This window comes from Nitrosomonas sp. Nm51 (genome assembly GCF_900111165.1).
In the GTDB taxonomy this organism is placed as follows: Bacteria; Pseudomonadota; Gammaproteobacteria; order Burkholderiales; family Nitrosomonadaceae; genus Nitrosomonas.
Genome location: NZ_FOGH01000012.1, coordinates 25,286 through 39,091, shown reverse-complemented (window position 1 = coordinate 39,091; position 13,806 = coordinate 25,286). Strand labels below are relative to the sequence as shown.

Here is a 13,806-nt window from a genome sequence, read left to right as displayed (position 1 = left end):
TCATTATGGCGATTTGACGATTTGACGATTCCAAATTCAGCGTAACCGGCAGTTATTGACCGGACAGTTTTTTTCTAAGTGCTGCGTTCACCTGTGCAGGGTTTGCTTTGCCTTGGGTCGCTTTCATCACCTTGCCGACCAGTGCGTTAAACGCCTTTTCCTTGCCGCCGCGAAAGTCGGCCACCAGTTGCGCGTTTGCCGCCAGCGCAGCATCGACCTGCTGTTCAATCGCGCTATCGTCTGAAATTTGCTTCAACCCTTTTGCATCGATAATGGCGTCAACTTGCTGATCCATTTCGCCTTGCCATAGGCCGTCAAATACGGTTTTCGCCGCTTTGCCGGAAATGGTGCCGTCATCAATACGCGACAGCAGTGCCGCCAGTGCTTCAGGCGCAACCGGACACGCGGCTATGTCCATATCCGTCTTGTTCAGTCGCGCACTGATTTCGCCCATGATCCAGTTGGCGCACAGCTTTGCCTGTGCCGGCAACTGCTTTACCGTGGCCTCAAAGTATTCTGAAAGTTCTCGCGAACCGGTCAGCACCGATGCATCATAAGCCGACAGGCCAAAGTCAGATACATAACGTTCGCGTCTGGCCTGCGGTAGTTCCGGCAGCGTTTCCTGCAGCCGTGCGATCCAGTCCGGCTTGATTTCAACAGGTAATAAATCGGGATCAGGGAAATAACGATAATCGTTGGCATCCTCTTTGCTGCGCATCGTGCGCGTTTCGCCTTTATTGGCATCGTAGAGCCGGGTTTCCTGCCGCACACTGCCACCGTCTTCGAGTATTTCAATCTGGCGTTCCGCTTCGAATTCGATTGCCTTTTCAAGAAAACGAAACGAATTCAGATTCTTGATTTCGCAGCGTTTCCCGAATGCTTCACTACCGTGCGGACGTACCGACACGTTGGCATCACAGCGGAACGAACCTTCCTGCATGTTGCCGTCACAAATCCCGATCCAGCGTACCAGGGCATGCAAGATCTTGGCGTAAGCAACTGCTTCCGCACTGCTGCGCATATCGGGTTCGGAAACGATTTCCAGCAGCGGCGTGCCCGCGCGGTTCAGGTCAATACCACTCATACCATGAAAATCCTCGTGCAGGGACTTGCCGGCGTCTTCTTCCAGATGCGCGCGTGTCAGGCGGATGTCTTTTTCAGTTTCACCCGTCTGAATGCGGATATTGCCACCTTCAACAATAGGAAACTCATACTGGCTGATTTGATATCCTTTGGGCAAGTCGGGATAAAAGTAATTCTTGCGCGCAAAAATGGATGGTGAATTGATTTTTGCACCGATAGCAAGACCGAATTTGACCGCGCGTTCAACCGCGCCTTGATTCAATACCGGCAATACGCCCGGCAGCGCCAGATCAACAATACAGGCCTGTGTATTGGGCATCGCACCATATGCAATCGATGCGCCCGAGAAAATCTTGGATTGCGTAGACAGTTGCGCATGAATCTCAAGACCAATGACAATTTCCCATTGCATATTTGATTTCCAATTCAATATATTTGATGAAACAGGATAGTGCTGGATTTATACATCAGGCATTCTCCGGTGCCAGTCTGTCGCCTGCTGATATTGATACGCGGCGTTGAGCATGCGCGCTTCGGCAAAGTAATTACCAATAATATGCAGGCCCACCGGCCTGTTTTTCTCCCCGAACCCGACCGGAATCGACATGCCAGGTAATCCCGCAAGACTTGCAGCGCTGGTATAAATATCCGACAGATACATTTGCACCGGATCGCTGCTTTTTTCGCCGAGATCAAAAGCTACCGATGGCGCTGTCGGTCCCATGATGACATCGCACTGTGTGAATGCACGTGTGAAATCCTGCGCGATCAGGCGGCGAACTTTCTGTGCCTGGATATAATAGGCATCGTAGTAGCCATGTGACAGCACATAAGTGCCGATCAGAATGCGGCGCTTCACTTCCGTACCAAAACCCTCGGCACGGGTTTTACGGTACATATCCTGGAGATCCTGATAGGATTCAGCGCGATAACCATAACGTACGCCGTCAAAACGCGACAGATTACTGGAAGCTTCGGCCGGTGCCAGCACATAATATACAGGTATCGACAACGGTGAATTCGGTAACGACACTTCACGCATTTCCGCGCCCAGCCTGCGAAATTCATCAAGCGCCTGCTCGATCGCTCGCGCAACATCGGCATGCATGCCTTCTGCAAAATACTCTTGAGGCAGACCGATGCGCAGACCGGCTAACGGTTTTTCCAGATCGCGCGCATAGTCTTCCGCTTCACGTTGCAGGCTGGTTGAATCGCGCGCATCAAAGCCGGTCATGACATTGAGCATTAATGCCAGGTCCTCAGCGGATTTCGCCATTGGCCCGCCTTGATCGAGGCTCGACGCAAAAGCGATCATGCCATACCGGGAGACCGTGCCGTAAGTGGGTTTGATTCCGGATATTCCGCATAACGCCGCAGGTTGCCGGATCGAACCGCCAGTGTCAGTACCCGTTGCGGCCGGCGTCATCCGCGCCGCAACCGCACAGGCCGACCCGCCCGAGCTGCCGCCCGGTACCGCATTGATATCCCATGGGTTTCTGACCGGACCGTAAAATGAGTTTTCATTACTGGACCCCATGGCAAATTCATCCATATTGGTCTTGCCGGCATTTACAGCACCTGCCGCATTAAACCGTTCGATAACACCGGCGTCATAAGGTGAAACAAAGTTTGACAGCATTCTGGAACCGCATGTTGTCAACCATCCTTGGGTACAGAAGATGTCTTTCTGCGCTATCGGTATTCCTGTCAGCGGTCCAGCTTCGCCCGCGGCTATTTTCCGGTCAGCAGCGCGCGCCTGCTCTAGCGACTTTTCGGCATCAACGGTGATAAATGCATTGTATGCCGGGTTTAGCTGATTGATCCGCCCGAGGAATTCTGCAGTCAGTTCCACGCTCGAAACTTCTTTACCGGCAAGCCGTTTGGCTAATTGCTTAAGACTGTCGTTTAACATGTTATTATTGTTTGTGGATTATACGCATAGATGGGTTGAAGACGACCAGTTAGTGTTCTCGGTTTGTCTTAAAATGATGACTGCTATGCGCGCAATGTGCACGTTAGCGCAGACTTTCTCAGTAACATGCATACATGCGGTGAGGCCGGGTTTACTCTATCACTTTGGGGACGAGGTACAAGCCTTCCTCGACCTGTGGTGCGATCGATTGATATAATTCATGTTGATCTGATTCACTCACCCGGTCTTCGCGCAGCCGCTGCACTACATCCTGCGCATGAGACATCGGCGCCACGCCGGATGTATCGACCGCCTGCATCGTTTCAATCAGCTTAAAAATATCGGACAACTCGGCCAAAACAGCCTTCGTTTCATCCTCGTCAATCTTGATATATGCAAGGCTAGCAATTTGTTTTACATCGTCAGTCGATAAAGTCATATAACGTGTGAATCTTATATTTAAAGGAGTAATAGGGTATCATGACGCCGTTTGTTCGGCGTACCAATTTTATTGCATTTTCTACTATTATGATATGTCCTTCACCATTCACAATTAACGGATATTGCCACCATGTTTAATTTTCTCAGCAACAATTTTTTTGGCAGCTATTTTTCAACTGATATGGCGATCGATCTGGGCACGGCCAATACGCTGATTTATGTGCGTGGCCAAGGTGTGGTACTTGACGAGCCATCGGTTGTAGCGATTCGCGAGGAAAGCGGCACCAACGGAAAGAAAATGATTCAGCAGGTTGGCTTGGCGGCCAAGCAGATGCTGGGCCGCACACCCGGCAATATCACGGCCATCCGGCCTATGAAGGACGGCGTTATTGCGGACTTCACAGTCACCGAGCAAATGCTCAAAATGTTTATCCGGAAAGTTAATCCACCCCGTCTTTTTTCCGCCAATCCACGCATCGTCATCTGCGTCCCTTACGGCTCCACCCAGGTGGAACGGCGCGCAATTCGCGAAGCCGCTTACGGTGCCGGAGCACGCAAAGTGGAATTAATCGAGGAACCCATGGCTGCGGCGCTGGGTGCAGACCTGCCCGTGGAATCCCCTACCGGTTCCATGGTGGTTGACATTGGCGGCGGTACTACCGAAGTCGGCATTATTTCTCTGGGCGGCATTGTGTACTCCAATTCGGTGCGTGTTGGCGGTGACAAATTTGATGAAGCGATCATCAATTATATCCGCAGAAACTATGGCATGTTAATTGGGGAAGTGACAGCGGAATTTATTAAAAAGGAGATCGGCTCGGCATTTCCGGGATCTGAAGTACGAGAAATTGAAGTCAAGGGTCGCAATCTGGCGGAAGGTATCCCTCGCAGCTTTACCATATCAAGCAATGAAATTCTTGAAGCGCTAAACGAGCCGCTCAACAGCATTGCCAGTGCCGTTAAAACGGCATTGGAACATACGCCACCCGAACTGGGCTCTGACATTGCAGAGAAAGGCATGGTGATGACCGGTGGCGGCGCGCTGCTGCGTGACATTGACCGTCTACTGATGGAAGAAACCGGGTTGTCGGTTATTGTCGCCGACGATCCGCTATCCTGCGTTGCCCGCGGCGCCGGCATTGCACTTGAAAACATGGACCAGTCAATCGGCATCTTTGCCAGCGATTGACAGATACTCTACAATTATATTGAGGACTAATCGTCTATAAACATAACATAACTAAGCTGACTGCCTGTAACTGTCTTCTCAGCAGCCGATTTACATCTGGAATTTCTATTACTGAATAAATGGATTCAACGCCTCAGTTTTTCAGGCATGGACCAGGTCCGCTAGCACGTCTATTTTTATTTATACTGCTCTCATGCCTGCTCATGGCCGAGGATCTTCGTTTCAAATTTGTACCGGAAATGCGGCAGGCCATCGCAATGATCATTTATCCGATGCAGCAAGTGGCGCTTTTTCCATCAAATGTACATGATACAGTCATGGATTATATTGGCAGTTTTCACATCCTTGAAGAAAACACCTATCTCAGGGAACACTTCCTCCGCAACAGTGAAAAGCTATTGCGTTTAAAAGCACTGGAAGCCGAAAATACCCATTTGCGCAAACTGCTCGGCGCAGTCAATACCATCCACACAAAAACCACAGCCACAGCGGTCATGGCTGAAATTCTCTATACCCCGCGCGATCCATTCAGCCATAAAATCACTGTGAATAAAGGCGCATACCATGGCATCCAGGCGGGTCAGATAGTGATCGATTACAAAGGCATTATCGGACAAATCACGCAAGTATATCCACTAGCATCCGAAGTCACGCTGATTACTGACAAAGACCATTCGGTACCAATACAAATTGTGCGCAACAATATCCGCACAGTAATTTCAGGCACCGGAAAAAACAACGAAATTGAGTTACGCTATTTATCGGTGAATACGGATATCCGTGAGGGCGATTTGCTGGCCACATCCGGTATCGGCGGGGTATATCCGCGAGGACTGCCGGTTGCCGTGATCACTGAAATCAAGCGTCACCCATCGGATAATTTCGCGCAAATATCCGGCACACCTGTCGCAGGCGTCGATCGCAACCGGCAGGTATTGATTTTATCGCTATCCCCGGCTCTACCCGTTTCTCCCGAAAGTCCCGCCAAGGAATCCAGCGTTGAGTCTGAAAGTAATTGATGAATCTAAAATCAATCCCAACAAGTATGTCAGCAAAGATATGCTTGCGCCTGCAAAAACATGGTATGTGCTTGCCAGCCTTAGCGTGGCATTGGTCCTGAATTTTATCCCATTGCAATCATTCGCACTGGCCATACGTCCCGATTTTGCTGCGCTGGTTATCCTGTTCTGGAATATCAACCAACCGCAGCGCCTGAGCATGAGTATTGCTTTTTGTGTCGGCTTGATGATGGACGTACATCATTCCTCTGTTTTGGGGCATTATGCGCTGGTGTATTGTGTAGTTGTATACATTGCAGCGGTTTTTCGCCGCCGCGTCAAAGTATTTAGCCTAGTGCAGCAAATCCCCCAGATTTTCGTAATGTTGTTGATCATGCAAAGCGCGCTTGTGATTATCGAATTGCTTGGTGGTGCCAATCTGCCGAGTTGGCATTATTTTCTGGGATCGCTCAGTGGTGCGATTATCTGGCCTATCGTCGCTTTCCTATTGCGTTATCCGTTGCAACACAGATATGACTCCAATGTATTATGAAATCTATTGTAGAGCTTCGAAATCACCCACTTGAACTGTACAAATTCCGTAAACGGCTGACCATATGCGCTGGTTTTGTGTTATTACTGTTTCTGGCCCTTTTTACCCGTTTTTTTTATTTGCAAATCACACAGGGCGAGCACTACCATACATTGGCCGAAGCAAACCGTATTTCCATCGCACCACTGGTGCCTAATCGTGGTTTGATTCTTGATCGCAATGGCAAAATACTTGCGCAAAACTATTCAACCTATACTTTGGAATTAACACCCAATAGAATTCCTGACCTCGACGCCACGCTGAAGGAGCTTGCCAATTACGTCGAAATCAAACCCAGTGACCTGGAGCAATTCAGAAAATTGCTGCGCGAAAATAAGCGCTTTAAGAGCTTGCCCATTCGTAACCGCTTGAATGACGAAGAAGTGGCGCGTTTTGCTGCCAATCGTTACCGCTTCCCAGGCGTGGAAATTCAGGCGCGGATCCTGCGCTATTATCCTTACGGCGAGCTGGCGGCGCATGTTGTTGGTTATATCAGCCGCATCAGCGATAAAGACCTGGAGCAACTTGAAGCATCCGGTGAGCTTGACAACTACCGTGGTTCTCACTTTATTGGGCGAACCGGTATCGAGCAGAGTTATGAAAAAGAACTGCACGGCAATACCGGTTTTGACGAAGTGGAAACCGATGCGGCCGGCCGGTCAATCCGGGTTTTATCGCGTACTCCACCAATATCAGGCAATAATCTGATTCTTTCATTGGATATCGATTTACAAAAGATTGCCGATGATGCCTTCGGTGACCGCCGTGGCGCGCTTGTTGCAATTGATCCGAAAAACGGTGAAGTGCTGGCATTTGTCAGCAAGCCGGGATTTGACGCCAATTTGTTTGTCGGCGGCATCGACCATAAAAACTGGAGACAATTAAACGACTCAATCGACAAACCACTGAATAACCGTGCACTGCGGGGTGTTTACCCTCCAGGCTCAACGTTTAAGCCATTCATGGCACTCGCCGCGCTCGAACTTGGTTTGCGCTCGCCCTGGTATGCCATTAGTGATATCGGTTACTTCAGTTTGCCAGGCTCCAAACGCCGTTACCGCGACTGGAAAGTAGGCGGGCACGGCCGCGTTGATCTACATAAATCGCTGGTTGTCTCCTGTGACACCTATTATTACAGTCTTGCGCATGATATGGGCATAGACCGCATTCATAACTATATCAAGCAGTTTGGGCTCGGGGAAAAAACAGGCATAGACATCTATGGTGAAGTCGACGGCCTGCTGCCCTCGCGGGAGTGGAAAATGCGCCGCCATAATCAGCGGTGGTACGCCGGCGATACAATCTCGGTCGGCATAGGTCAGGGTTATGTACTGGCCACACCTTTACAGCTGGCTTTTTCAACCGGAATCATTGCCAACCGCGGCAAAGCCTACCGGCCGCATTTTGTCAAACAGATCACAAACAGCCAGACCGGAGTCACGCGCGAACTGCCTAAAAATGTACTATATACTATTAATCACGAACCGCAGAATATGGAACTGGTTCACCAGGCATTGGTTGATGTCACCCGGCCCGGCGGCACTGCAGCAAACGCCGCTGCCGGTACACAGTACATGTTTGCAGGCAAAACTGGTACTTCGCAGGTGATCGGCATCAAACAGAATGAGCGTTATAAGGAAGAGCTTGTAGCTGAACGCCACCGCGATCACGCAATGTTTGTTGCTTACGCGCCTGCCGATAACCCGACGATCGCTTTGTCGGTATTGGTCGAAAACGGCGGCAGCGGCGGTTCAACCGCGGCACCAATAGCCCGACAGGTTTTGGATTATTTTTTGTTTGGTATACTGCCGGAATCTAAAACAGCAGAAGCAGTGGCATCTTTAGAACATACGCATACGCATCCACATTAATCGTAACGCTTTATGTCCAGTTTATCCGATTCAAAATTAAAAATGCCGCTGGCTGGCGTTAAAAAACTCTGGCACTATCTGACACGCTATATCGACAGTTTTCTGTTAACAGGCATACTGATCCTGATGGCAATTGGCCTAGTCACATTATACAGCGCTACCGGCAGCGATATCAGCAAGGTTATCAAACAGGGCTTTCACATGTTGATTGCACTGAGTGTTATGTGGCTGGTCGCCAATATTCCTTTACAGCAGATTATGCGGCTTGCTCTGCCGTTGTATATACTCGGATTCGTTCTGCTAATCGGCGTAGCATTCTTTGGCGAAATTAACAATGGTGCGCGCCGCTGGCTAAATATCGGCATAACACGCATTCAACCTTCTGAAGTCATGAAAATCGCGGTACCGTTAATGATGGCCTGGTATTTCGATAAATATGAAATTACGTTGCGCCTCAGAGAATATTTGAGCGCCGCAATCATTCTGCTGTTGCCGGTCTTGCTGATATTGCGCCAACCTGACCTCGGCACGGCGCTTTTGATCGCAGCCAGTGGTTTTTATGTATTGTTTCTAGCCGGTTTATCATGGCGTATCATAGCCGGCCTTATTATTGCAGCAGTCAGCAGCGTCCCGGTGCTATGGTCATTCATGCACGACTATCAGCGCCAGCGTGTACTAACATTACTGGACCCTTCTCAGGATGCGCTAGGCGCGGGCTACCATACCATACAGTCATCAATTGCCATCGGCTCGGGCGGTTTAGTCGGCAAGGGCTGGCAAAACGGCACACAAACCCAGCTGGATTTTTTACCTGAACAAAGTACTGATTTTATTTTTGCCGTATTTTCAGAAGAATTTGGCTTAATTGGCAATTCTCTATTATTATTACTGTACTTGATAGTTATAGGACGTTGCATGGTTATCACTGCAAATGCATCGACGCAATTTACGCGGCTGATAGCCGGTTCAATCACATTGACCTTCTGCACCTATATTTTCGTCAATATGAGTATGGTCAGCGGTATTCTGCCTGTCGTCGGCGTACCACTGCCTTTAATCAGTTATGGCGGCACGTCCATGGTAACCATGCTACTCGGTTTCGGTATTCTGATGAGTATTCAAACACATCCCAAACTCGTAAAAACATGATGAACAAACTACTATTCCACAAACGCTATATACATTGCGTACGTATTCCCTTCATATCAAAACTGTTAGTAAAAATTATTATGCCAGCGATATTATTGTCCATCTCAGGCTGCGCAAGCACATCTCAATATGATGCGCATACGGAATCTGACGTACTGGACATGAATTCGACACAACAGCTATCGGTCAAACACAGTGGCGGTGGGTACTACCTGGACGACGGCCCCGGTGATAATCCGCCCGGCGATCTACATCTGATACCGGATGCCGTACCCAAACTGGAGCCGCTACGTGCGGCCAATAAGCGGCCATACAAAGTGATGGGACAGTTGTTCGAACCGATGACAACGCTCGAGCCGTATAACGCACGCGGCACTGCTTCCTGGTATGGGCGGCGTTATCACGGTAGTCAAACGGCATCGGGTGAAATTTACGATATGTATGCGATGACAGCAGCACACCCGACATTACCGTTGCCAAGCTATGCACGGGTTACCAACATTCATAACGGCAATACCGTGATTGTACGGATTAACGATCGCGGTCCATTTTTATCCGATCGGCTGATCGATCTTTCATACACAGCGGCCTACAAACTCGATATCATCGGCAATGGCACAGGTGAAGTGATTGTTGAATCGATATTACCTGCGGAGATTAAACAAATTGCATCATCTGATGACCAGGCTGCGCGCCCAATCGACAAAGTGAAAAATGAAATTGAAGCATACCTGCAGCTTGGCGCGTTCGGAAATATGGACAATGCGCGGATTTACCTGTCCCATATCCAAGACCAGCTTCCCTGGCTTCAAAAAGTAATTGGCATAACCCGGCAAAACGGTTTATTTAAAGTTCATGCAGGCCCGTATGCCAGTCATGTACTGGCTCAACAAGCCGCGAACACCATAACCCGGCAACTGGCTATCAGACCCATGATCGTTATAGACTAACATTGTCATCGGAGGCATGAAACCGCGACGACGGCATATACGACACGGTCAAATGAATCAACCGAAAAAAATCCCCACATTGTGTAGGGATTAAAGGGCCTCGTCATAAAACCATTCATTCAACTCAAATGACCGCAACTAACCGGTATCAACAACACACCATCAATTCTGGACGCTCTGTTTGTTAATTCAATAAGATTGCCATCACATAAGTTAGACTATAATGCAAATAAATCAGTCCAAAGGCGAAAACAAGTGTATAAATTACCCGTTTTTCTTTTAAAGCACCGTGATTTTTATCACACCCATTCATTAAGATTGAGTGAATCAGTTAAAAAATCAATCACGGCGGTCTGATAATCCTAATTAACATGCTGATTGGCAACCATAACAGGCCGTGACCGGATCCATTTTATGTTATCGCATAACCTGCAAGCTTTTTATCCATGAGCACAAAAGAATTACCTGATCTCGCAATTTCACAAAATGTGACTTTAGCGACTGAACCAATTAAAACAGTCCAAATTGGCAAACGCAGTATCACAATGCTGGGTACCGCACACGTATCAAAAGCCAGTGCAGACAAGGTACAAGAATTGATCGCTTCGGGAGTATACGATGCCATTGCCATCGAATTATGTCCAAGTCGTCATAAAGCCATTGTCAATCCTGACGCCATGGCTAAAATGGATCTGTTTCAAGTAATCAAAAACGGTCAAGCCAGCATGGTCGCCGCCAGTTTGGCATTAGGCGCCTTTCAACAACGCATGGCCGAGCAGTTCGGTATTGAGCCCGGCGCTGAAATGCGTGTCGCAATCGAGGATGCGCAAACCGCTCAATTGCCTGTGTTATTGATCGACAGAGAAATTGGTATCACGCTGAAGCGTATCTATCACAACGTACCGTGGTGGAAACGCATGGGTCTGTTAGGTGGTTTAATCCACAGTGTGATCAGTAAAGAAAAAGTTAGCGCAGAAGAAATTGAAAAATTAAAAGAGGGTGACGTGCTGGAAAGTACATTCTCCCAGTTTGCAGAAAATGAAAAAGATTTATTCAAACCGCTGATCAGCGAGCGTGATGAGTATATGTCTGCACGCCTCATCAAAGAAAGCAATGAAAACAACTATCAGCATATTCTCGCCATTGTCGGGGCAGGCCATATGAGCGGCATACAGCGCCTAGTCTCACATCAAAGTATCAGCGATCCTGATGAAACCATTAACACGCTGGAAGCACAACCGGTTTCTTCAAGCTGGTTTAAATATTTACCATGGATAATTGTTTTACTGATTCTGACCGGTTTCGCAATCGGATTCATGCGCAGCCCTGAAATCGGCACTGCCATGGTACTGGACTGGATACTCATCAATGGCGGGTTATCCGCTCTTGGCGCTGCAATAGCGCTTGCGCATCCATTGACAATCATTACTGCTTTTCTCGCTGCACCCTTGACATCGCTCAACCCGACAATTGGGGCAGGTATGGTTGTAGCTGCTGCAGAAACTTTTTTGCGCAAGCCAAAAGTACATGATTTTGAGCGCCTGCGCAGCGATACTACCAGTTTGAAAGGTTGGTGGAACAATCGGGTTACCCGCATACTGTTAATTTTCATCTTGTCGACAATGGGTTCTGCCATTGGCACATATGTCGCAGGCTTTCGCATATTCGAGCGGTTAAGCGGCTAGATCTTCATGAAAACCATATTTGGTTTTTTTGAGCGGCTGATCACACCCTTCCCCCCCGAACATCCAACCGAACCTCCGAAGGGGGTATATCAATTCTGCCGCCATTATGTTCGGGGTATCGAGCCTTATCTGGTTTTGCTGGCTATACTGACCACCTGCCTGGCTATCAGCGAAGCCATGCTGTACGGCATTCTTGGTCAAATGGTTGACTGGCTGGCTGAGCAAAACACACAACATTTTCTCGACACTGAATGGCCGGTATTACTGGCCATGACCATTTTCATTCTGATATTCATACCGGTTGTTGTGTTTCTGCATTCCATGGTCATTCAACAGACACTCATGGGAAATTTTCCGATGCGGGTTCGCTGGCTGGCCCACCGATATCTGCTTAACCAAAGCTACGCTTTTTTTCAGCATGAATTCAGCGGCCGCATCGCCACCAAAGTCATGCAAACAGCGCTCGCGGTACGCGAGACAGTACTTAAACTACTCGATGTGATACTTTTTGTGACCGTTTATCTGGTTACAACCCTGTTACTGGTCGCGGACGCCGACCTGCGTTTATGCATACCGTTATTGGTCTGGGTGATCGCTTATATCAGTATCCTGTCTTATTTTGTACCGCAACTTAAGCGTATTTCCACCTTACAGGCGGATGCCCGTTCCATAATGACTGGACGTATTGTCGACAGCTACACCAATATCACAACATTAAAACTGTTTTCCCACAGTGAACGTGAATCAGCATACGCTAAAACGGGCATGCAGGAATTCATGGCAACAGTTTACCCGCAAATGCGCCTGGCAACCTGGCTGAACATATGCGTGTGGACAATCAACATGCTGCTTGTTTTTACAATTTGTGTACTGGGTTTACATCTCTGGATGAACGATGCACTTGGACCAGGTGCAATCGCTATCGTGATGAGCCTGGCAATCCGTCTGACAGGCATGTCGCACTGGATCATGTGGGAAGTTAACAATTTATTCGAAAATATAGGTACGGCGCAGGACGGGATCAATACTTTGTCAAAACCGCAGATTGTCAGGGATAAACCGAATGCGTCCATCTTACATGTATTGCGCGGAGAAATTCAGTTTGAAAATGTTGGTTTTTCCTACCACGTCGATGATCTTGAAACCGCCTCCACCAAAACCAACCGCACAAACCAGTCCATTACCGTACCTAAAATATTTCATAAACTGAATATCAAAATAGAACACGGCGAAAAAGTCGGCGTCGTTGGCCGTTCGGGTTCCGGCAAGTCCACATTTGTTAATTTGTTACTACGTTTTTTTGATCTTCAACAAGGCACGATAACAATTGACGGACAGGATATTCACACAGTTACTCAGGATAGTCTGCGCAGTAATATCGCCATGGTGACACAAGACACGTCGTTATTACACCGTTCCGTTCGTGACAATATCCTGTTTGGAAAACCTGATGCAACAGAGGCGCAAATGATCGCAGCAGCCCGAAAAGCCCAGGCACATGAATTTATTATGGCATTGCAGGATATCAAGGGACGCCGCGGTTATGACGCACATGTCGGTGAACGCGGCGTGACACTGTCTGGCGGACAGCGACAGCGTATAGCAATCGCGCGCGTACTGCTGAAAGACGCACCGATTCTGGTACTGGACGAAGCCACTTCTGCGCTTGACTCGGAAGTGGAAGCAAGTATCCAGCAAAGTCTTTACCAGCTGATGCAGGGAAAAACCGTGATTGCCATTGCGCATCGCTTGTCTACCATTGCAGCAATGGACAGACTGATTGTTTTGGACAAAGGACGTATTGTTGAGCAGGGCACGCATGCGATGCTAATCGCCAATAATCAATTGTATGCCCAGCTCTGGAATCATCAATCGGGAGGATTCCTGGGATTTGGATAGATTGCCCGGTGCTGCATTAGCACGGCCATAATCGGTT

The 13,806-nt window shown here is 48.5% G+C and carries 11 protein-coding genes; 8 read left to right on the top strand and 3 right to left on the bottom strand.

Annotation, left to right across the window (positions count from 1 at the left end):
• Nucleotides 1-52: 52 nt before the first annotated feature.
• From gatB to gatC, 3 genes are all read right to left on the bottom strand, one after another.
• The gene (gene gatB, locus BMY60_RS06240; protein ID WP_090332215.1) at nucleotides 53-1,495 is read right to left on the bottom strand and encodes an Asp-tRNA(Asn)/Glu-tRNA(Gln) amidotransferase subunit GatB; all 1,443 of its coding nucleotides are present in this window, start codon (nucleotides 1,493-1,495) and stop codon (nucleotides 53-55) included.
• Between the two features lie 48 nt (nucleotides 1,496-1,543).
• Nucleotides 1,544-2,995, bottom strand: a complete 1,452-nt coding sequence (gatA, locus tag BMY60_RS06235; protein WP_090332213.1) for an Asp-tRNA(Asn)/Glu-tRNA(Gln) amidotransferase subunit GatA — start codon at nucleotides 2,993-2,995, stop codon at nucleotides 1,544-1,546.
• Nucleotides 2,996-3,146: 151 nt separating this feature from the next.
• Nucleotides 3,147-3,434: an Asp-tRNA(Asn)/Glu-tRNA(Gln) amidotransferase subunit GatC gene (gene gatC, locus BMY60_RS06230; protein WP_090332211.1), complete on the bottom strand. Its 288-nt coding sequence runs from the start codon at nucleotides 3,432-3,434 to the stop codon at nucleotides 3,147-3,149.
• 132 nt (nucleotides 3,435-3,566) lie between these two features.
• On the opposite strand from gatC, the gene BMY60_RS06225 reads away from it, so the two are divergent.
• The 8 genes from BMY60_RS06225 (at nucleotide 3,567) to BMY60_RS06190 (ending at nucleotide 13,769) form a co-directional block, all read left to right on the top strand.
• A complete protein-coding gene (locus tag BMY60_RS06225; RefSeq protein WP_090332210.1) occupies nucleotides 3,567-4,625 on the top strand; it encodes a rod shape-determining protein in 1,059 nt (352 codons plus the stop codon).
• Between the two features lie 119 nt (nucleotides 4,626-4,744).
• Nucleotides 4,745-5,644, top strand: a complete 900-nt coding sequence (gene mreC, locus BMY60_RS06220) for a rod shape-determining protein MreC (protein WP_090332208.1) — start codon at nucleotides 4,745-4,747, stop codon at nucleotides 5,642-5,644.
• Complete coding sequence (gene mreD / locus BMY60_RS06215; RefSeq protein ID WP_090332207.1) at nucleotides 5,625-6,176, top strand: rod shape-determining protein MreD; 552 nt, start codon at nucleotides 5,625-5,627, stop codon at nucleotides 6,174-6,176. Before mreC ends, mreD begins: the two co-directional genes overlap by 20 nt.
• Entirely contained in the window at nucleotides 6,173-8,086 is a 1,914-nt protein-coding gene (mrdA, locus tag BMY60_RS06210) for a penicillin-binding protein 2 (RefSeq protein ID WP_090332205.1), read from the top strand. Before mreD ends, mrdA begins: the two co-directional genes overlap by 4 nt.
• A gap of 12 nt (nucleotides 8,087-8,098) precedes the next feature.
• Nucleotides 8,099-9,235: a rod shape-determining protein RodA gene (rodA, locus tag BMY60_RS06205; RefSeq protein WP_256250718.1), complete on the top strand. Its 1,137-nt coding sequence runs from the start codon at nucleotides 8,099-8,101 to the stop codon at nucleotides 9,233-9,235.
• A gap of 80 nt (nucleotides 9,236-9,315) precedes the next feature.
• Nucleotides 9,316-10,185, top strand: a complete 870-nt coding sequence (locus tag BMY60_RS16190; RefSeq protein WP_305728767.1) for a septal ring lytic transglycosylase RlpA family protein — start codon at nucleotides 9,316-9,318, stop codon at nucleotides 10,183-10,185.
• Nucleotides 10,186-10,631: 446 nt separating this feature from the next.
• Entirely contained in the window at nucleotides 10,632-11,870 is a 1,239-nt protein-coding gene (locus BMY60_RS06195; protein ID WP_090332202.1) for a TraB/GumN family protein, read from the top strand.
• A gap of 15 nt (nucleotides 11,871-11,885) precedes the next feature.
• Entirely contained in the window at nucleotides 11,886-13,769 is a 1,884-nt protein-coding gene (locus BMY60_RS06190) for an ABC transporter ATP-binding protein (RefSeq protein WP_090332262.1), read from the top strand.
• Nucleotides 13,770-13,806: the final 37 nt, after the last annotated feature.

Bases quoted from the DNA above. Each gene is read 5' to 3' on its own strand.
- gatB (WP_090332215.1), bottom strand. From the start codon at position 1,495: ATGCAATGGGAAATTGTCATTGGTCTTGAGATTCATGCGCAACTGTCT.
- gatA (WP_090332213.1), bottom strand. From the start codon at position 2,995: ATGTTAAACGACAGTCTTAAGCAATTAGCCAAACGGCTTGCCGGTAAA.
- gatC (WP_090332211.1), bottom strand. From the start codon at position 3,434: ATGACTTTATCGACTGACGATGTAAAACAAATTGCTAGCCTTGCATAT.
- BMY60_RS06225 (WP_090332210.1), top strand. From the start codon at position 3,567: ATGTTTAATTTTCTCAGCAACAATTTTTTTGGCAGCTATTTTTCAACT.
- mreC (WP_090332208.1), top strand. From the start codon at position 4,745: ATGGATTCAACGCCTCAGTTTTTCAGGCATGGACCAGGTCCGCTAGCA.
- mrdA (WP_090332205.1), top strand. From the start codon at position 6,173: ATGAAATCTATTGTAGAGCTTCGAAATCACCCACTTGAACTGTACAAA.
- rodA (WP_256250718.1), top strand. From the start codon at position 8,099: ATGTCCAGTTTATCCGATTCAAAATTAAAAATGCCGCTGGCTGGCGTT.
- BMY60_RS16190 (WP_305728767.1), top strand. From the start codon at position 9,316: ATGCCAGCGATATTATTGTCCATCTCAGGCTGCGCAAGCACATCTCAA.
- BMY60_RS06195 (WP_090332202.1), top strand. From the start codon at position 10,632: ATGAGCACAAAAGAATTACCTGATCTCGCAATTTCACAAAATGTGACT.